Source organism: Desulfurivibrio alkaliphilus AHT 2 (genome assembly GCF_000092205.1).
Taxonomy (GTDB): domain Bacteria; phylum Desulfobacterota; class Desulfobulbia; order Desulfobulbales; family Desulfurivibrionaceae; genus Desulfurivibrio; species Desulfurivibrio alkaliphilus.
Genome location: NC_014216.1, coordinates 296,874 through 316,033 on the forward strand (window position 1 = coordinate 296,874; position 19,160 = coordinate 316,033).

The following is a 19,160-nucleotide window of genomic DNA, read 5'->3' on the forward strand; positions in this document are numbered from 1 at the left end:
ACCCGTCCCGTGCCTTGTTGCCACGGGACGGGCGGCTGTATCAGCTAAAAATCTTTGAAATCGTCATCGTCGAAAGGAATCACCGCGGCGGAATTCTGCTTGCTTTTGGTTGGGGCGGTGCGGTGCGGTTCGATCTTTTGCTTCGCTACCGCCGGGGCCGCCGCGGCTCGTGGGGAAGTTGCCTGTTTGCTCAGCCGCACCGGGGCTTTTTGCCGAGGTGGTTGGCTGTGGCAGCGGTCACCGGCAATCAGATCGGACAGTTCCCGGACGTAGTCTTTCATTTGATTGGCCATGGCACTAAGCTCTTCGGCTGCCGCCGCCGACTCTTCGGAGTTGGCGGCGGTGCGTTGGACCACGGTGTCCATTTCACCCATGGCGGTATTGAGCTGGTTGATACCGTTGGCCTGTTCATTTGAAGCGACGGCAATTTCCCCAACCAGACCACTGGCTTTACCGGTGCTGGTCGACACTTCTACAAAGGCCTGGTTGGTTTTGCTTACCAGCTGCGACCCTTCCTGGATCCGTTGTACCGTGTCTTCGATGAGACTGGCGGTGTTTTGGGAGGCCTCCGCCGCCCGCATGGCCAGGTTGCGCACCTCGTCGGCTACCACCGCAAAGCCGGCCCCGGCTTCTCCGGCCCGGGCCGCCTCCACCGCCGCGTTTAAGGCCAACAGGTTGGTCTGAAAGGCGATTTCATCGATGGTTTTGATGATCTTGGAGGTTTCTTCACTGGATTTATTAATTGTTTGCATGGCGGTGGTGAGTTCAGCCATGGCCTCCTCAGCCCGTTTCACAATGGCGCTGGCTTCCCGCATCAGGGCGTCAGCCTGGCCGGCGTTGTCGGCGTTTTGTTTGGTCATGGCGGAAATTTCTTCCAGTGAAGCGGAGTTTTCTTCCAGTGCGGCCGCCTGCTCGGAGGCGCCTTCCGCCAGTTCCTGGCCGCTGGCGGCCACCTGGTCGGCAGAAGAAGAAATCTGCAGGGCGCCATCATCCAGCCCTTTGGCCAGTCGGCTAATGCTGCAGACAATGCTGGAGCTGAAGTAATAAAGCAGTCCGGCCAAAGCTGCCAGTAAGGCGCTGCCACCGACCACCAGGGCCCAGCGCAGCCCTTTAATCATGGCGACTTGTTCCTCCACGTCGCGAACAAAAACCAGCACCCCTTTCATTTCGTTGGTGTAATCGAAAACTGGTTGCGCGATCAGCAAGCGTCCGTTGACCTGGGCGGTGGTCACCCCGGTTTTGGCGGCCTGGAGAAAGCTGTTGTCGATGTAAGGGTCGGTTTCATCGGCGGCGGTAGTGAAAACGCGGGCCAGATCGCCGGTAATGGGCGGATTGGCGGCTCTGGCGGCACGGGCAAAATCAAGATCGCGAGCCAGCAGATAGATGGCCATGTTGTCGCCCTCTCCGGAGAGGGCGGTGTCTACCATGCTTTGCAGTGAAAAAATGCCTTCCACCGTGCCCAGGAAACGGCCGTTCTGGCCGGTAATGGGGACGATGCCGCGCAGGGCGAAGCCCTGATCGCCCACCTCCACTCCGGAAACGACACTTTGGTTTTGTGAGGCTTGAAGAATGGTGCGGCGGAAAGCGGACAGGTCGTCGCCGCCGTCGTTTTCTCCGGGGCGCCGCCAGGTTCGCAGAAAGCTTTTGGCCGGCGGCAGGTGAAAGTGTATCTGGGTTTCTTGAGTGCCGCCGAGCAGCCTCCGGGCATCAGCTTGTAAAAGGTCGAAGCTTTGGCGCAGCAGCGTGCGCCCTTCTTCCTCGTTTCCTTGATGGGCTAATTCGTAGGCCTCCCGGACCCCCGGGTAGTGGGCGGCCAGCAGGCCCAGGCCAAGGGCTCCCTTTTCCAGGTCTTTGATGCTGTTCTCGTTCAAAGCCACTTGGGTGCTGGTCAGGGTTTCGATTTCTTCCTGCCACAGTCCGTTGACCACCCAGAGGGAAATCCCGATCAGCAGGGTGAAGGACGCCACCACCAAGATAAGGGGGATTATCATGACCTTCATGCGTAAAGAAAATTTCATGGTGCAACTCCTGGTTGAAATTTTTGCCACACGGAACAAAGAAACTGCTGAACTGCCGGGTTTTAAGTTCGCTTGGCAAACAGCGGCAGCGTACCTGGTGGTGAGCGTTGGCGGCCATGCGCCAGCCCAAGGCCACATGACCATTAATGCAACAGCCGGGTTGCTTCTGGCAACTATTTTTTGCTACTGTTTGCAGCGATTGCAGGCTTCAGGTATAGTGCCGCCGCCTTGGTTTGATTTTGCGATCCGTTATAAAACGGGTTGTTAGGGGAAGATGCAGAAGGTTGTGGGGCTTTCTGGAAAGCATTGAAAATTGGTTGGGGTTGCCGGCACGGCATCAAGGGTCCTGGTGACGGTTTGCCGGCGCTTATTTTGTGCCCTTTGTAAGATAAAGATTGCCCGGAGATTGCCCGTGGAGTTTTTGCTTGTGCTAATCGGCCTGATCCTGATCGTTGAAGGATTGCCTTATGCGGCCTTTCCCGAAGCCATGCAACGCTGGCTGGCCCAGATGCAGCAGCTGAGCCCGGTGACTTTACGCAAAGCAGGGCTGGTGATGCTGGGCTTGGGTCTGCTGCTGATTTACCTGGCCCGCCGCACCAACTTTTTTTCCTGACCTGTGCCTTGGGTCTGAACCTTCACGGCTCGTTATATCTACATTTATCGGACCTGGTGAGCATTTAAGTGACCGCTTATTCTCTGGATGATTATGACTACCACCTGCCGCCCGAACTGATTGCCCAGCAGCCGCCCCCCCGGCGGGACGGCTCCCGTTTGCTGGTTTGCGATGGGCGCCGGGATTTTGCTCTGAGTGATCAGTTGTTCCCCGACATGCTCTCCTGGCTGGCGCCGGGGGATTTGCTGGTTTTTAACGACACCCGGGTGTTTCCGGCCCGTTTGTCGGGGCACAAGGAAAGCGGCGGCCGGGTGGAGTTGTTGTTGCTTGCCTACCCGGTGTTGAGCGATGTTTCCGGCCCGGGGGCCACCGAAGCCGAGGCCTGGGGGTTGCTGAAAAGTTCCAAAGGGGCAAGGCCGGGAACCTGGCTGCAGTTCGGTGACGACTTGCGGGCGCTGGTGGAGGAAAAAGGGGAGGGGGGTAAAGTGCGGGTGCGGCTGGTGCTGGGAGCGCCGCTGGCCGACTGCCTGGCCCGCTATGGCCGAATGCCGCTGCCGCCATATATCAAGCGGGAAAACGAGCAGGAAGAGGATCGCCGCCGCTACCAGACCATCTATGCCCAGACACCGGGAGCGGTGGCCGCACCCACCGCCGGTCTGCATTTTACCCAAGAGCTGCTGGGGCAAATAAAGAAAAAAGGGGTGGGGATGGCCCACATCACCCTTCATGTGGGCTACGGCACCTTTGCCCCGGTGCGCAGTCAGGATATCCGCCGGCACCAGATTCATGCCGAGGAGTATTTAATCAGCCGGGAGAATGCCGAGTTGATCAACCGGACCAAAGCCGCCGGCGGCCGAATCTGGGCGGTGGGCACTACTTCGGTGCGGACCCTGGAGGCCGCCGCCGGTGAAGATGGCCGGGTAAACCCCGGCAGCGGCAGCTGCCGTCTCTACATTTACCCCGGTTATTCTTTCAAGGTGGTGGACAATCTGCTCACCAACTTCCACCTGCCCCGTTCATCGCTGCTTTTCCTGGTCAGTGCCCTGGCCGGCCGGGAAAACATCCTTCGCGCCTACCGGCACGCCGTAGCCGAGCGCTACCGCTTTTTCAGCTACGGCGATGCCATGGCCATCATCAGGAAATAGCCTAATTTTTCAGTGGGTGGTCAGCAACCGCAAGCGGCGCCGCAGGCCGGAGCCGGGGAGGCCGGGGTGGACGAGGCTGCCGGGCAATCGCCGGCTGCGGCACAGCCTTTGCTTTTGCCGTTGCTGTAGCCGTCGGCATACCAGCCGCCGCCCTTGAGTTGAAAAGAGCTTTGGGAGATGATCTTGCTCAGAGCACCGCCGCAACTGTCACAGGTGCTCAGCGGGGCATCGCTGATGCTTTGACGGGCTTCGGTGATTTTTTGGCAGGATTGACATTCGTACTCATAGATCGGCATGACAGCAACTCCTTATCGGTTGCGCTTTTTTTGCCTTTGGTGCATCCTGACGATAAGCCGGGTAAGGCGGTCGTCGCACGCCCCTGCGGTGTGTTCAGGCAACCTGCGTTTGCGTGGCCTCCGGGCCACAGGCAGGTTTTTGCCGGGGCGGCAATTTCAGGATGACCGTGACAAAAAAATCAGTTAAGTAGTTATTATGATTATACGGTTTTTAGAGGATATCTACCGGTAATGCCGAAAACGAAAACAGCGGCTCCCCGGCGTTGGTTACAATAATGCCGCCGGGGCAATATGTCAATGCAGCGGTGGTAAAATTGGTAAACGTTCAGCCGTGCCGCAGGTGAGGTCTTACCGCCGGGCGGTTCGATGACGAGAGGGAGACCAATTAGGTGCAGCAGATAGCGACGGTACAGGCGGCCGCCGGCATGGTGCTGGCCAAGGATGTGGAGACCGGTGATAACCGGGTGCTCTGCGGCAAGGGCACCGCCCTGACCGAGGCCATGATCGATCGTTTCAAGCGGATGGATATCACCCACATCACCGTACAGGGGCACCCGGTGGTGGAGGAGGGGGCTAAAACCCTCAAGGAAGAGGTGATGGATATTGAACAGCGCTTTGGCCGGGTGCGGCATATCAAGCCCCTGATGTATCTTAAAAAAAGGATCCAGGAACGGTTGATTGCCGCCCGGCGGCCGGTGGAACCTGCGGCCGGGCAGGGAGACGGAGAATGAGCCCGGAACAGGAACAGAAGCGGGAGGCGATTCGCAAGGCGTTGCGGGAGGTGAAAAACCTGCCCACCCTGCCGGGGATCATCAGCAAACTCACCAAAATGGCCGATGACCCGGATACCACCACCGAACAGATGGGGCGAACCATCAGCAAGGACCATATCCTGGCGGCCAAACTGCTCAAGCTGGTCAACTCGGCCTTTTACGGTTTTCCCCAGCGCATCAGCTCGTTGAGCAGTGCCATCATTCTGCTCGGTTTCAACGTGATCAAGAGTCTGATCATCAGCGCTTCGATTTTTGAACTGATGGAAGATCAGGATATGGAGTTGTGGGAGCACTCCCTGGGCTGTGCGGTGGTCTGCAATGTGCTGGCCAAGCGGCTGGGGGTGAGCGACCCCGAAGAGGTCAGCACCGCCGGGCTGATCCATGATCTGGGCAAGGTGGCGATTAAAATGGAACTGCCCGGGGAAAGCGAGCAGGTTTCGGCCCTGGTGGTCTCCCGGCAGATCAACCGGTTCGAGGCCGAGCGGGAGCTGCTGGGGCTGGACCATGCCGAGGTCGGCGGTTGGCTGGCCAAAAGCTGGAACCTGCCGGCCAAGCTGGTGGAGCCCATCAGTTGCCACCATGATCCGAGCCTGGCCAAGGCCGAACCTTTGGCCGCCGCCATTGTTCATTTCGCCGATATTGTTATCCGGGGGATGGGGTACGGGCATGGGCCTGATATCTGGGTGCCGGCCCTGGCACCCAGGGCCTGGGAGCTGCTGCGCCTCAAACCGGTGGATATCGATGAGATGCTGGCGGAAGTGGAAGAAAAATTGTGGGACGTCAAGGGCTTTAGCTTGGATATCAAGGCAGAAGCCCAAAGCGCCACGCAGGTGCCCAAAGGATGAACATGTCGCGCTTGCTGGTGGCCGGCTCTCCCGGGTTTCTTCCGCCTGCGGCACGAACCCTGCTCGAGGCCAAAGGTTATCAACTGAAAGTCTGTGAGCAGCTGCCGGAAGCGGTGGCCCTGGTGCTGGAAGATCCGCCGGATTTGCTGCTGCTGGAAAAGGGATTTGTCGGTGACGGTGACCAGCGCTTGATCAAGGCGGTTTCCGGTTGCCTGCAGAAGGGTAATATCCCCATTATTCTGGTTTTGGAGTTGACGGAACTGGAAACGGAACTTGACTGGGGAGTTTACCCGGTGGATGATATTGTCACCCTGCCGCTGGTGCCGTCCCTGCTGCTGGCCCGCCTGCAACTGGCAGAAGCCCGGATGATGCGGGTGTTCGACAATAACCCACTGAGCCGGCTGCCGGGCAACACCTCTATTCTGCGGGCCATGCAACGGGTGTTGGCAAGCGGCAACGATTATGCGGTCTGTTATGTGGATATAGACAACTTTAAGCCTTACAACGACCGCTACGGTTTTTCTCGCGGGGATGAGGTGATCCTGATGGTGGCCCGGATCATCGTCAATGTCATTGAAGAAAAGGCCCGGGAGGGAAGCTTTATCGGTCATGTCGGCGGTGATGACTACGTGTTTATCATCAAGGCGGAAAAGGCCGAGGAGGTTTGCCGGCAGATCATCGACAACTTCAATATGGTCCGCAATCTCTTTCTCAATGCCGAAGATATTGCCGCCGGCGCCTTTGTCGGCCTTGATCGCCGGGGGCAGGAAACCCGGTTCCCCTTGCTCAGTATCTCAATTGCCGTGGTAACCACCGGGGAGGGCCGCTATCGCCATTCCGGCGAAATAGCCGCCGCCGCCTCGCAGCTGAAGCATTACGTGAAGCGGCTGGAAGGAAGTAATTACTTGATTGAACGTCGAGACAGCTGTGTCAGCGGTCAGGAGATGTCGGCGGCGTGATCAGCCTCTCTTGTGGGGACTTGTTTGGTAGAGGAAGGTTACGGCCCGTTAAGTCTACAGGTTGCTGGCCCTGGTGAATGGTTGCAGGTGGTCTGATGAAGTTTGCATGGTGTACCCATTTTTTACGTTCCTGGTCAGGTGCGGTCGGCGTGGCGGCGCTCCTTGGCGCCTTGTTTTTTTTTAGTTGCCCCACCGGGGTTCAGGCCGAGCCTTTTCCGGTTTACGATGAAATCAAACCGAAAGTTGCCTTCTGGAAGGATATTTACAGCCGTTATCCTTCCACCCAGGGGTTGCTCCACGACCGCTTTGATCTCGATCTGGTCTATGCGGTGCTGGAGGTGGAAAACACCTGGGATAACGCCGCCCGGCGGCGCAACCGCAACCAAATAAACGCCGGCCGGGAAGAGTACCGGGCCATTCTGCTGCACCTGGCGGCCGGCCATGCCCCCCGTAATGCCAAAGAAGAGCGGGTGCTGGCACTGTTCGGCGACCGGGCCAGCCCGGAGAGGCTGCGCCGGGCGGCCGACAACATCCGTTTTCAGCGGGGTTTAAAGGACCGCTTCCGGGAAGGGGTGATCCGTTCCGGCGCCTATCTGGCACAAATCAAGGAGATTTTGCGCCAGTACGGGCTGCCGGAAGATCTGGCCTACCTGCCCCATGTGGAATCTTCCTTCAACTACGAGGCCTACAGTCGCCTGGGGGCAGCGGGGATCTGGCAATTCATGCGGGCCACCGGACGCCAGTACATGACCATTGATTATGTGCTGGATGAACGCCGGGATCCCATCAGGGCCACCCATGCCGCCGCCCAGCTGCTCCGGGAGAACCATCAGCGCCTGGGCAACTGGCCTCTGGCCATCACCGCCTATAACCACGGGGCCACCGGGATGATTCGGGCCCGTAACCAGCATGGCGATTATCCTTCCATTATTCGACATTATAGCGGCAATCGTTTCGGTTTTGCCTCCCGTAATTTCTATTCCGAGTTTCTGGCCGCCCGGGAGGTGGCCAAGAACGCTGAGCGCTACTTTGGCCCTTTGGACTTGGAGCCCCAGCGGCGCAGCCATGAAATTGTGTTAAGCGGTTACGTCTCCCTGGCCGAACTGGCTGCCCATCTGGGAGTGGATGTAGCCACTCTGCACCGCTATAACCAGGGGTTGCGGGAACCGGTGCTGCAGGGCGAGAAATATGTGCCCAAGGGCTACCACTTGCGGCTGCCGGCCGATCAGCCCACGGTGCGCCTGGCTTCGGCCCTGCCGGATACGATGCTCCGGCAGGCGCAGCGGCGCAGTGCTTTTTACACGGTTCGCCGGGGTGATACCGCTTGGGAGATTGCCCGGCGTCACGGGGTCAGCCTCAGCGCCTTGATGGCCGCCAACCAGCTTAACTCCCGGGCCACCATTTATGCCGGGCAGAACCTGCGCATACCCGGGGTGGATGAACCGGCGGTGATGCTGGCCGCAGCTTCCGGTGCCGGGGCCGGTAAGACCCGGGTGGCTGAAGCTCCGCCCGCCCAGGAGCCGACGGCGCCGGCAACCGCCGCCGCGCCACCTGTCGAGGCGGCGCCGGAGGTTGTGGCGGTTGCCGGCGAGCCTGCTCCGGGCCAGGTAACGGAGCAGGCCGCTGCTGAAGATTATCAAGTGGCCGGGGCCTTGGCCGATCCTAGGGAGGTGGCTGCGGCGGGTGCCAGGCTGGCCTCCGCCCGGGACAACGGCTGGAGTCTGGCCATGGCTGAACGGGTGGCAGAGTCGCGGCCGGACTACGTCGGCGAAGGGGTGGCGCCGGAGGCGGCTGGCGAGTTGTTGAGCAGCCGGCGCGCCCTGTCTCTTTCCGGCAATGGCTCCCGCTTGCCGGCCATGACCATGGCGGTGGCCGGGGCCGGAGAACCGGCCACTGGGGCGGTTAATCCAGCCGTGGTATGGGGCAATCTGTCGGTGGAAGAGGTCCGGGATCTGGCCGATGGCCGCCGGGTGGGCTACATTCGGGTGGAAGTAGAGGAGACCCTGGGGCATTACGCCGACTGGCTAAGTATTCCCACCCAGGAGTTGCGCCGCCTCAACGGCTTTCCCTTCGGCCGGCCCATCCGTCTGGAGCAGCGGTTGATGATCCCGCTGGACAGGGGAGTCGAGCAGGCCTTTTTTGAAGAACAGCGCTACGAGTACCACAAGAGCCTGGAAGAGGACTTTTACGCCGCTTACCGGGTCGACGGGGTGGAGACGTACCGGGTGCGGCCCGGGGACAATATCTGGCAGTTGAGCCACGACGAATTTGAACTGCCCTTGTGGCTGATCCGCAAATACAACCCCGAACTGGTGCTTGATCGTCTGCGCCCGGGAGATGAGATCCGGGTGCCGGTGGTGCTGGCCCGCCAGCGCTGACCGGTTACCCAAATTTTTTAATTCAATAAGGAGTTACCCTTGTCCGCCGACAGCGAACTTCCCCGGCCGGTACTGCTTGCCGAGTACCGGCCGCCGTTTTTTTTGCTTGATGAGGTCAACCTGCAGGTTGAGCTTTTTGCCGATCATGCCCTGGTCCGTTCCTCTCTTTGCTTGCGCCGTAATCCGGCGGTTGACGATGCGGAAATGCTGGTGCTGGATGGCGAAGAGCTGGAGCTGCTGGAGTTGCGACTGGACGGCCAAGCGTTGCCGCCGGAGCGTTACCGGCTGGAAGGGGTCGGCAACCGGGGCCGGCTGGTGATCCCGACCCCCCCGGTGCAGTGCACCCTGGAGACGGTGAGCCGCATCTATCCTGCCGCCAATACGGCGCTTGAAGGTTTATATCGCTCCGGTTCGATGTTCTGCACCCAGTGCGAACCGGAAGGTTTCCGTCGGATCACCTGGTACCCGGATCGGCCCGATGTCCTGGCGCCCTTTACGGTGACCATCAGCGCCGACCGCCAAACCTGCCCGGTTTTGCTGGCCGGGGGGAATCCCGTCGGCCGCGGCGAACTGCCGGAGGGGCGCCACTGGGCCTCCTTCAAAGACCCCTTTCCCAAGCCCTCCTATCTCTTCGCCCTGGTGGCCGGTGATCTGGTGGGGGTTCACGACCGCTTCACCACCGCTTCGGGGCGGCAGGTGGCCCTGGCCATTTACGTGGAGGCCCACAATCGGGATAAGTGCGACCATGCCATGGCGGCGCTGAAAAAGGCCATGCGCTGGGATGAGGAGACCTTCGGCCTGGAGTACGATCTTGATCATTACCTGATCGTGGCGGTGGATGATTTCACCATGGGGGCCATGGAGAACAAGGGGCTCAATATCTTTAACGCCCGCTATGTACTGGCCCGCCCGGAAAGCGCCACCGATGATGATTTTGAAAACATCGAAGCGGTGATCGCCCATGAATATTTTCACAACTGGACCGGCAACCGGGTAACCTGCCGGGACTGGTTTCAGTTGAGCCTCAAGGAAGGCTTGACCGTCTTCCGGGATCAGCTCTTCAGCCAGCAGCTGCATTCCGCGGGGGTAAAAAGAATCAACGACGTGCGGCTGCTGCGCGAACAGCAGTTCGTCGAGGATGCCGGCCCCCTGGCCCATCCGGTAAGGCCGGAGTCTTACCTGGAAATCAACAATTTCTATACCCTGACCGTCTACGAAAAGGGCGCCGAGCTGGTGCGGATGCTCCACACCTTGTTGGGGCCGGCCGGCTTCCGGGCCGGGTTGCGGCTTTACCTCAGCCGCCATGATGGTTCAGCGGCGACCATCGAGGATTTTCTGGCCGCCATGGCCGAGGCCGGGGGGCGTGAGCTGGGCGCTTTTGCCCGCTGGTATGCCCGGGCCGGGACCCCGCGGTTGCAGATTACCGACGACTATGATCCCGCCGCAGGCTGTTACCGGCTGCGGGTGGTCCAGGAAATGCCGGTGCCGGCAACCACCGGCGGCGAATGCTGCGATAATGCTCAGGGGGTGGCTGAGGCGCCCCCTGCCTCGGAGGGCCGGCCGGAACAGCCTCGGCCGGTTGCGGAGGGGCGCGAAAATTTACCGCTGCTGCTGCCCCTGGCGGTGGGCCTGTTGAGCCCGGCGGGCGAGGAAGTGGCCGCAGAGTTGCTGGAATCGACCGAGTGGGAGCAGGTTTTTGAATTTACCGGGCTCCATGCCCGCCCGGTTCCTTCGCTGTTGCGCGGGTTTTCAGCCCCAGTGCGGTTGACGTATGACTACCGCGACGAGCAACTGGGGCTGTTGCTGGCCCACGACACCGACCCTTTTTGCCGCTGGGAAGCCGGCCAGCGTTTAAGCGGCAGCCTGATTTTGGAGCTGGCCGGTCGTTGGCAAGCCCGGGAATATTTGCAACTGCCCGGAGGCTTTGTCGACACCTACCGGCAATTGCTGGCCCGGCTGCCTGGCCTGGAAGACAAGTCGTTTGCCGCCCTGCTGGTGGCCCTGCCCACCGAGGAGTACCTGGCCGAGCAGATGGCCCTTATCGATGTTGAGGCGCTCCACACCGCCCGAGAGTTTGTGCGCCGGGAACTGGCAGTGGCTCTGCGGCCGCGCTGGGAAGAAATTTATCGGAGCTTTCCCGTTGCCACCGAAGGGGAGGGCACCTATGATCCCCGTTTGGCCGGGGGGCGGCGTTTGCGCAATCAGGCCCTTTTCTTTTTGCTGGCCCTGGCCGATGATCGGGAGCTTATCGCCCTGGCCAGGCAGCAGTTTTTTCAGGCCGGCAATATGACTGACAGCCTGGCCGCCTTGCGGGGGCTGGTGCATGCCGCCGCCGTAAGCGAACAGCCGCACCGCATCTTCGGGCGATCAGCCAGGCTTACGTACCTGGGGTACGCTGCGCCTGTCTGCTTGCCCGAACCTGCGGCACGGCTGAACGCTTACGGCCCGTTAGAGCGGCAGTTTAGTACCCCTGATGAACGGTTACCCGCGGCCCGGGCGGTGGCGGCAGAGGCGCTGGAGGAATTTGCCGCCCGCTGGGGCCATGACCCGCTGGTGCTGGATAAGTGGTTCACCGTCCAGGCCACCGCTCCCTCCCCGGACACTTTGGAGAGGGTAGAGGCGTTAATGGCCCACCCGGCCTTTCGGCTGAGTAACCCCAACCGGGTGCGGGCCCTGATCGGGGCCTTTGCCGCCGCTAATCCGGTGGCTTTTCACCGGGCCGACGGCGCCGGTTACCGTTTCCTGGCCGCCCAAATCATGGCCCTGGACTCCGTCAATCCCCAGGTGGCCGCCCGGCTGGCGGCCCGTTTCAGCCGCTGGCGGCGCTTTGCGGGACCACGCCGGGAGTTGATGCGGGCGGAACTGGAAAAAATCGCCACGGCGCCCAAGCTCTCCCGCGATGTTTATGAAATGGTGAGCAAAAGCCTGGGCAGCCAGGCTTAGTTCTTCGGCGGGGGCACGGGCTTGGGCGGCTGGTTTTTTGCTTGCCGCCGGCGGGATTTCCAGTTAAAAAAAGCCCTTTTATCCGCTTTGCATTTCGTTGTTTATTGGCTTATCAACCAAGGAGAAGATTGTTTATGTACACCACTTCCGACCTGCGCAAGGGGCTTAAAATTCAGCTCGACGGCGAGCCCTATATCATCACCGATTTCGAATTTTCCAAGCCCGGCAAGGGCCAGGCCCTTTACCGCTGCCGTTTGCGCAACATGATTACCGGTAACGCCTTCGATCGTACTTATCGCTCCAACGACAAGTTTGAACCGGCGGCCCTGGAAGAACGGACCATGCAGTTTCTTTACGCCCAGGGCGACGAGTACAATTTCATGGATAATAAAACCTTCGAGCAGATCGTGATCACCAAAGATCTGCTGGGCGATGACATCAATTTCCTGATCGACAACATGGAGGTTGATATCCTGCTGTTCAAGGAGCGGGCCATCGGGGTGACCCTGCCCAACTTTGTCAACCTCACGGTGACCAAGGCCGACCCCTGGGTCAAGGGTGATACCAGCGGCAGTGATTCCAAGCCGGTGACGGTGGAAACCGGCTACGTGCTGCAGGTGCCGCCTTTCATCAACGAAGGTGAGAAGATCCAGATCGATACCCGCACCGGCCAGTACGTCACCCGGGTCAAGGAATAAGGGATAAGCGGCACCCTGTGACCGCTTACCCGGTGGACCCTGTGAGCAGTTAGAATAGGAGTCGTTGCCGAATGTCCGATCTTTGGGGCCGGGCCCGGGTTGTCCGGGCGGTGCGCCGCTTTTTTGAGCAGCGGGATTTTCTCGAAGTGGAAACGCCGCTGATGATCCCGGCCCCGGCCCCGGAACCTCATCTGCTGCCCCAACCCGCCGGCCGCTGGTTTCTTCAGACCTCGCCGGAGCTTTGCATGAAGCGGTTGCTGGCCCGGGGGCATGCCAAAATTTTCCAGATCTGCAAATGCTTTCGCCGGCAGGAGCGGGGGCGGCGCCATGTCCCCGAATTCACCATGCTGGAGTGGTACCGGGCCGGGGCCGATTATCTTGCTCTGATGGATGACTGTGAACAACTGCTGACCGCAGTGGCCGCAGAACTGGCGCTGCCGGGAGAAAACGGCCACCAGGTATCGCTGGTCCTGCCCTGGGAGAGGCTTACGGTGGCTGAGGCCTTCTGCCGTTACGCTGCAATGGAAGTTGACGAGGCCCTGCGGCGTGATCTTTTTGATCAGTTGCTGGTGGAAAAAATCGAGCCGCACCTGGGGGTGGGGCGGCCCACCTTCCTCTACGATTATCCGCTGGAACTGGCCGCCCTGGCCCGGCCCAAGCCGGGGCAGCCGGAGGTGGCCGAACGTTTTGAACTCTACCTTGGCGGGGTGGAATTGGCCAACGGCTTTTCCGAGTTGATCGACCCGGTGGAACAGCGGCGCCGCTTTGAGGCTGATCGCCGCCTGATCCGGGCCGCCGGCCGTCGGCCGCCGCCCATGCCCGAACCTTTCCTGGCCGAGCTTGACGCCATGCCGCAAGCCGCCGGTATTGCCTTGGGCCTTGATCGTCTGGTAATGATTATGCTGGGCAAGGAGAACATTGACCAGGTGCTGGCTTTTCCCCCGGAAACCCTTTAAGCGGAGTTTAGATTATGGAAGCGCAGGAACTGCAACGCCGGTCGGCCCTGATTCGGGAGTATGAAGAGGGTTTTGCCCACCGCCTGGCCACCCGGGTGATCAACAAGCCCAAGCTTAACATCTGGCTCTTTCTGGTGCCCTTTCTCTTTATCTACCATTTCAGCGAGTTACGGCGCTACAAGGAGAATCTGCCCGCTTTAAGACAGGGTTTGCTGCGCTCTAAACTCCACGCCCTGACCATGGCCGAAGAGGAGATCAGAACGGGGCAACGCAAGAGCGACGCGGAGATTGTGCCGCCCTCTGATCCGGAGCTGGCCAAGCCATCCATGGCCGAAGTGAGGAAGCGGCAGGAAGAAGAGTTACGCCTGCTGTTGGCCCACTACCGCCGCCTGCTGGGCAGCAGTGCTGAAGACTACGGGCGGTTGGTGCGGCAGGCATACGGTGATCGGCGGCGTTACCAGGATTTTATTGAAGATCTGCAGCAGCGGGAAAATGAATTGAACCAGACCCTGCTGGCGGCCATGGCCCGTGCCAAAAAAAGTGATGAAGAAGCGCCACTGGTGGTGGAGCGCCTGGAAAAGGAAAGCCTGAAGCTACGGGTGGCCGATATGCAGCAATTTTTCCCCTTGGAATCAGCTTAGCGCAGTTGAGCCTTTTTGCCCTTGATTTCCCCGTAAGCATCGACATCGGCATACCAGATGGCGGAAACCTCGATCTCGGTGGCGGCAAAGGCCGTGCGCACGGTCTGTACCGTGGGCAGACGGTAAAATTCACCAACCACCCATCCTCCCAGCAGCACCAGCAACACCACCGGCCACAACGTTTTTTTGGGCTTGCGTTTTGCGTTCATGATGCCCTCCGCTGAGCTTTGTTCAGATTCTGTGCCCGTATTTTCCGGGTATTTTTTTATACGGCCGCCCGGCCCGGCTTGGGGGAGGGGGTATGGAGAGGGAACCCAAGCCGGACCGGTTGTCCGTAAACTAAATGCCGTTTTGTTGTGCCCCGGGCCCGGCGTCGCCTGTTCAGGGTCGACGCCGGACCTCCGGCTGCTTGCGGGGGTTGGGTTGCTTAACGAATGGTCATCAGATGTTCGGTGATGCCGGGGAAGGCGACCATGAACATCAGCCAGGCCAGGAACAGGGTCAGGACTACGTTGAAGCCCTGGGTGAAGGCGTAGTGGTAGAGAATCTTGCCGCCTTCAAAGTACTTGGCCAGTTCGCGGAAGTTGGTGGCCAGCCCGATGCTGACGAAGGCCATGCAGAACATCCAGCCGCGCAGGGGGTTGGCCCAGCCGCGCAGGGCGCCTTCGCTGATGATGGCATTGCCCACCTGGTCTCCCATCAGCTCGTAGATGATGGTGAAAAGCACGGAAGCGCCGATGAAGCCGATGACGAACTTGGGGAAGCGGGTCCAGATTTCCTTCATGGCCCCGCCGAAGGTCAGCTTCACGTTGCTGCCTGCGGTTTCCACCCGGGTGGCCCAGTAAGCGGCGATGGCGAAGGCGATGATGCCGATCATTACGTTCTGGATCATCTTCAGGGTGGCGGCGGTGTACATGGCCCCCGCTCCCAGCAACTCGCCGGCCGCCACCACCGCGCCGGTGGAGTCCACCGTGCCGCCGATCCAGGCGCCGCCCACGATGGGGTTCATCCCCAGGGCCAGCACCAGGGCCGGCATGGCGAACATCATGATGGCGGTAAAGGCGATGGAGAGGCCCACGGCGATGGTCAGCTCCTCGTTTTTGGCCCGGCTGGCCGCCGCGGCGGCAATGGCCGCCGAGACCCCGCAGACGCTGGCGGCGGCGGCGATGGTGACGTTAAGGGGTTTGGAGGGCAGCCTGATGAATCTTTCCCCCACCCAGTAACCGATGATCAAAACCGTCGGGGTTACACCCCAGGCGATGACGATGCCCGGTGCGCCGATCATCAGGATCAGGCCAAAGAGAATACTGCCGCCCAGCAGCACCAGGCCGGTTTTAATGTAATATTCCACCTGGACCGCCGGTTTGGCCCACTTGGGGGTGCCCACCGTGTTACTGATCAGCAGCCCCAGCAGTACCGCCCACAGCACGTAGCTCAGCCCGTACTGGGTGGAAAAACTGTGGCTGGCGATAAAGTAGGCGATGATGCTGAGCGCGAAGATAAAGGGGAAGCCGATGAAAAAGCCGCCCACCTTCTGGCCCATGAAGCGCATGCCCACCGAGAAGAGCAGGGCGAGCACGACCATCAGTGCAATCATCGAAGGGAAGACATTGTAAGGCTTGATGGTGGCCGCACTGCGGGCCCGGGATTCGGCTCTCACCGCCCCGCCCCAGGCCTCGATGGCTTCATCGGCGGCCTGATTGAGGGCCGGGTCCTTAAAGTTGGCCGCTTCGGCCGCCGCCTGGGCCTCCTCGGCCCGGTCCCGGGCCTCGATGCGGCGCTGCTGGGCCTCTTCAAAACGGGGCTGGGCTGCCGCCCGGCGCTCGGCCGCCGCCTCTTCAGTCAGGATAAAGGACTGACCCGGCGAGCTGTCCCAGCGCTTGGGCCGTTGCAGCAAGGTGGCCAGGTTTTGCCCTAAAGGCGTGCGGCGGGCTTGCAGACCGCTGAGTTTGCGTTCAGCCTCCTTATATTCAATGGTGGGGAAGGGGGCCCGCTGTTGCTCGGCCTCCATGATCGCCTGGTTGTGGGCGATGATCTCCTTCATGTTCTCAGGCGGGCTGTACAAAAAGAAGGCCACCCCCAGCAGGAGCAGAAAGGCGCCCAGCCAGTTGGCCCACCAGTCTTCCTTTTTCCAGAGATCTTCCCATTTGCTCTTGCCCTTTTGCAGAGCGCTTTCTTCCTCTTTAATGGCATCGCTGATGCCTTTCTTAGCTTGATCAGACATGGTGTGCCTCCTTTTCTGCGGCTGGTTAACGGATAATCATGACACTGCGGTCGCTTTTGCTGACCACCTTGTCGGCCACGCTGCCCAGCCGGCCGCGTCCGGAGCCGTGTTTGCCAGCGGCTCCAATGACGATGAAGTCGGCCTGGCACCCATCGGCGCATTTCAGGATACTGTCAACCTCGCTGCCCGCCTCGATGCGGACTTCGGCTTTGGTTCCCAAAGACGCCAACTTTTCGTTGATTTTGGCCTTGATTCCCTGGGCCTCCTTGTAGAGAGTGTTGGTGATGATGTTGCACTCATCGATGCCCACGTCCACCAGGCAAAGATCAGGTACCACGATCAGCACCTCAATGTTGGTTTCACCTCCCAGCTTTTGCGAGAGCTTCACTGCCTCTTCCAAAGCCCTGAAGGCATGTTCCGAGCCGTCGTGGGGGACTAAAAAATTCATCGCGGACCTCCTTTGTCTGGAGTGATCTAATGGGTTGCTGGCGATTGACCGCTTTGGCTGCTCATAACCTTGAGCAACTTCTGTGCCAGGTTTTGAAAATGTCGTTTTGTTATGCCTGGTACTCGTGAATACAATGACTTACCTTTGGGCGGCGTCGTCGCGGTGGTAGCTGATGGGGCGACTTCTCGCCTTGTTGCCGCCTCCGGCCGGCAACAGATGCTAACCGGGGTTAGCATCTGTTGTGGAGGTTTTTGCCAAAACATGAGCAGTTGGGTTATAATCATCGCCGGGATGGTGTTTTCACTTTCGGGCGGAGGCAGACTGGATGCAGGCGAGTGACTATAGAAGACCGGATGGCGAGCGGGAAAAGGAGGGGTTTGCCTTCTCGATTGGACGCCGGCTGCATGATTCGGTGGGGATACAGTTCAAGTTCCTGGTGGGTACCGGCTTGATTCTGTTGCTTAACTGTCTGCTCATTGTTCTGATCGTATACCAGCAAGAGAAGGGACAGTTGGAGGATCGGGCCTTTGCCCAGTCGGAACTGGTGATGGCGGCGGTGGAAGCCAGCCGGGCCTACGTGCGGGAGGAGCTGCGGCCGGCCATGTATCTGCACCTGGGTAATGAGCAGTTTGTGCCCGAGGCCATGAGCACTTCTTATGTCGGGCGGGCGGTCATGGAGCGCTTCGCTCCCGCCATGGCGGAAGAGTACCAGTATCGCCGGGTAGCGCTGCAGGCACGCAATCCCAGCTACGAGGCCAACGAGTTGGAGCGCCGGATGATCGATTATTTCAACCAGCATCCGGCTGAGTCGGAATGGCGCGGTTTGGTGAAAGTGGATGGGGTGGAAAAATTCAAGCGTTTCCGGCCGGTGGTTTTTGAGGCCGAGTGCCTGTATTGTCATGGCAGTCCGGCCGACGCCCCGGAGGGTTTGGTGGCCTTCTATGGTGATACTCTGGGTTTTAACCGCAAGCCCGGCGAACTGGCCGGCGTAGTGGCGGTGGGGGTGCCGGTGGCCAGTGCCCTGGCCGATGCCAAGGAGAAGGCCTTTGCGGTTTTTTGGTTGGTCTTCATGGGCATGGCCCTGGTTTTTATTCTGCTGAGCCTGTTTTTTCACCGTATGGTACTGATCAGCCTGCGCGGGGTGTTGGATATTTTCCGGGAACAGGAGGAAAATGGCTTTGCGGTGCCGCCGCTTGTGCCGGCGCCGCCGGCCGCCAAGGGTGCGATGGTGAAAGGTGAAGATGGCTATACCGGTTACAGTTTGGGCATTATCCGGGGGCTGGTCGGCAAGGATGAGTTGGTGGAGCTGACGGCGGCGGCCTGCAATATGGCCGAGGACCTGCGCCGGACCCGGGAGCAGTTGCGGCAGTATAACCGGGAGCTGGAGCGGCGGGTGGCTGAGCGCACCCGGGCCCTGCGGGAGTCTGAGGCTAGATTGCTGCAGCAGGAACTGGAGAAAAAGATCCAGCAGACGGAGAAGATGGTGGCCATGGGGCAGTTGGTGGCGGGTCTGGCGCACGAGATCAACAACCCGCTGGGGATCATTATCTGCTATGTTGACCTGGTTAAGCGCCAGCCCAACCTGAGTCCCCGGGCTTTGCAGGACCTGGAGGTGATCGGCAAACAGGCCAGGGGCTGCAAACGGATTGTCGGCGATCTGCTGGACTTTGCCCGCAGCGGTGAAAGCCGCAAGCAACCGGCGGATCTCAACCGGATCATCGAGGAGGTGGCCGGCATTGTCGCCCCGCAATTCGGCAAACAAGGGGTGGCCATCAATCTGGAGCTGGCCCCGGGTCTGCCCTGGTTGGAACTGGATGAGAACAAGATTAAACAGGTTTTTCTCAATCTGCTGCTCAACGCCCGCCAGGCCATGCAGGATGAGGGTGGCGAGATTGAAATCAAAAGCCTGCTGCTGGCCCCCTCGGGGCCGGTGCGGATTGAAGTTCGGGACAACGGCCCGGGGATCGAGAGCGAGGATCTGAGCAAAATCTTCGACCCCTTTTTCAGCACCAAGCGCACCGGCGAGGGTACCGGGTTGGGGCTGTCGGTTAGTTACGGGATCGTCAAAGAACACGGCGGCGAGATCAGGGTGGCCAGCCGGATTGGCCAGTGGACCTGTTTCACCATTGATTTGCCGGTAAGCGATCACGGGGCACCCCACCTTGCGACGATCAGCCCGGCGTAGCGCAATCTGGGGCACCACGTGACCGCTTACCCCGGACC

Annotated in this window: 17 protein-coding genes; 12 read left to right on the forward strand and 5 right to left on the reverse strand. The window is 60.2% G+C overall.

Features of this window, described 5'->3' with window-relative positions; genetic code table 11:
• Positions 1–44: 44 nt before the first annotated feature.
• Entirely contained in the window at positions 45–2,018 is a 1,974-nt protein-coding gene (locus tag DAAHT2_RS13640; RefSeq protein WP_013162498.1) for a methyl-accepting chemotaxis protein, read from the reverse strand.
• On the opposite strand from DAAHT2_RS13640, the gene DAAHT2_RS14540 reads away from it, so the two are divergent.
• The 3 genes from DAAHT2_RS14540 (at position 1,990) to queA (ending at position 3,776) form a co-directional block, all read left to right on the forward strand.
• On the forward strand, positions 1,990–2,286 hold the full coding sequence (locus DAAHT2_RS14540; protein ID WP_157861381.1) for a hypothetical protein: 297 nt from the start codon (positions 1,990–1,992) through the stop codon (positions 2,284–2,286). The two genes, DAAHT2_RS13640 and DAAHT2_RS14540, sit on opposite strands and share 29 nt — an antisense overlap.
• Before the next feature lie 144 nt (positions 2,287–2,430).
• A complete protein-coding gene (locus tag DAAHT2_RS01325) occupies positions 2,431–2,631 on the forward strand; it encodes a DUF2065 domain-containing protein (protein ID WP_013162499.1) in 201 nt (66 codons plus the stop codon).
• A 68-nt stretch (positions 2,632–2,699) separates the two neighbouring features.
• Positions 2,700–3,776, forward strand: a complete 1,077-nt coding sequence (gene queA, locus DAAHT2_RS01330) for a tRNA preQ1(34) S-adenosylmethionine ribosyltransferase-isomerase QueA (RefSeq protein WP_013162500.1) — start codon at positions 2,700–2,702, stop codon at positions 3,774–3,776.
• Between the two features lie 20 nt (positions 3,777–3,796).
• Here the strand turns inward: queA and DAAHT2_RS01335 are convergent, their stop codons facing one another.
• Positions 3,797–4,072: an FmdB family zinc ribbon protein gene (locus DAAHT2_RS01335; protein ID WP_013162501.1), complete on the reverse strand. Its 276-nt coding sequence runs from the start codon at positions 4,070–4,072 to the stop codon at positions 3,797–3,799.
• A gap of 389 nt (positions 4,073–4,461) precedes the next feature.
• Between DAAHT2_RS01335 and DAAHT2_RS01340 the strand changes: the two genes are divergently transcribed.
• From DAAHT2_RS01340 to DAAHT2_RS01375, 8 genes are all read left to right on the forward strand, one after another.
• A complete protein-coding gene (locus tag DAAHT2_RS01340; protein ID WP_013162502.1) occupies positions 4,462–4,803 on the forward strand; it encodes a hypothetical protein in 342 nt (113 codons plus the stop codon).
• A complete protein-coding gene (locus DAAHT2_RS01345; RefSeq protein ID WP_013162503.1) occupies positions 4,800–5,690 on the forward strand; it encodes an HDOD domain-containing protein in 891 nt (296 codons plus the stop codon). The genes DAAHT2_RS01340 and DAAHT2_RS01345 overlap by 4 nt, the downstream gene beginning before the upstream one ends.
• Complete coding sequence (locus DAAHT2_RS01350) at positions 5,687–6,649, forward strand: GGDEF domain-containing protein (RefSeq protein WP_218915027.1); 963 nt, start codon at positions 5,687–5,689, stop codon at positions 6,647–6,649. The genes DAAHT2_RS01345 and DAAHT2_RS01350 overlap by 4 nt, the downstream gene beginning before the upstream one ends.
• 170 nt (positions 6,650–6,819) lie before the next feature.
• Positions 6,820–9,027: a LysM peptidoglycan-binding domain-containing protein gene (locus DAAHT2_RS13645; protein ID WP_218915028.1), complete on the forward strand. Its 2,208-nt coding sequence runs from the start codon at positions 6,820–6,822 to the stop codon at positions 9,025–9,027.
• A gap of 39 nt (positions 9,028–9,066) precedes the next feature.
• The gene (pepN, locus tag DAAHT2_RS01360; protein WP_013162506.1) at positions 9,067–11,970 is read left to right on the forward strand and encodes an aminopeptidase N; all 2,904 of its coding nucleotides are present in this window, start codon (positions 9,067–9,069) and stop codon (positions 11,968–11,970) included.
• 134 nt (positions 11,971–12,104) lie between these two features.
• A complete protein-coding gene (gene efp / locus DAAHT2_RS01365; protein WP_013162507.1) occupies positions 12,105–12,668 on the forward strand; it encodes an elongation factor P in 564 nt (187 codons plus the stop codon).
• A gap of 71 nt (positions 12,669–12,739) precedes the next feature.
• The gene (gene epmA, locus DAAHT2_RS01370; protein ID WP_013162508.1) at positions 12,740–13,624 is read left to right on the forward strand and encodes an EF-P lysine aminoacylase EpmA; all 885 of its coding nucleotides are present in this window, start codon (positions 12,740–12,742) and stop codon (positions 13,622–13,624) included.
• A gap of 14 nt (positions 13,625–13,638) precedes the next feature.
• Complete coding sequence (locus DAAHT2_RS01375; protein WP_013162509.1) at positions 13,639–14,265, forward strand: NF038143 family protein; 627 nt, start codon at positions 13,639–13,641, stop codon at positions 14,263–14,265.
• On the opposite strand, the gene DAAHT2_RS01380 is transcribed toward DAAHT2_RS01375, so the two are convergent.
• The 3 genes from DAAHT2_RS01380 to DAAHT2_RS01390 all read right to left on the reverse strand — a co-directional run bounded on the left by DAAHT2_RS01380 (position 14,262) and on the right by DAAHT2_RS01390 (position 16,937).
• On the reverse strand, positions 14,262–14,474 hold the full coding sequence (locus tag DAAHT2_RS01380; protein WP_013162510.1) for a hypothetical protein: 213 nt from the start codon (positions 14,472–14,474) through the stop codon (positions 14,262–14,264). The genes DAAHT2_RS01375 and DAAHT2_RS01380 overlap by 4 nt on opposite strands.
• 218 nt (positions 14,475–14,692) lie before the next feature.
• Complete coding sequence (locus DAAHT2_RS01385) at positions 14,693–16,489, reverse strand: YeiH family protein (RefSeq protein WP_013162511.1); 1,797 nt, start codon at positions 16,487–16,489, stop codon at positions 14,693–14,695.
• A 25-nt stretch (positions 16,490–16,514) separates the two neighbouring features.
• Entirely contained in the window at positions 16,515–16,937 is a 423-nt protein-coding gene (locus tag DAAHT2_RS01390) for a universal stress protein (protein ID WP_013162512.1), read from the reverse strand.
• 325 nt (positions 16,938–17,262) lie between these two features.
• Between DAAHT2_RS01390 and DAAHT2_RS13650 the strand changes: the two genes are divergently transcribed.
• The gene (locus DAAHT2_RS13650; protein ID WP_013162513.1) at positions 17,263–19,122 is read left to right on the forward strand and encodes a c-type heme family protein; all 1,860 of its coding nucleotides are present in this window, start codon (positions 17,263–17,265) and stop codon (positions 19,120–19,122) included.
• Positions 19,123–19,160 lie beyond the last annotated feature (38 nt).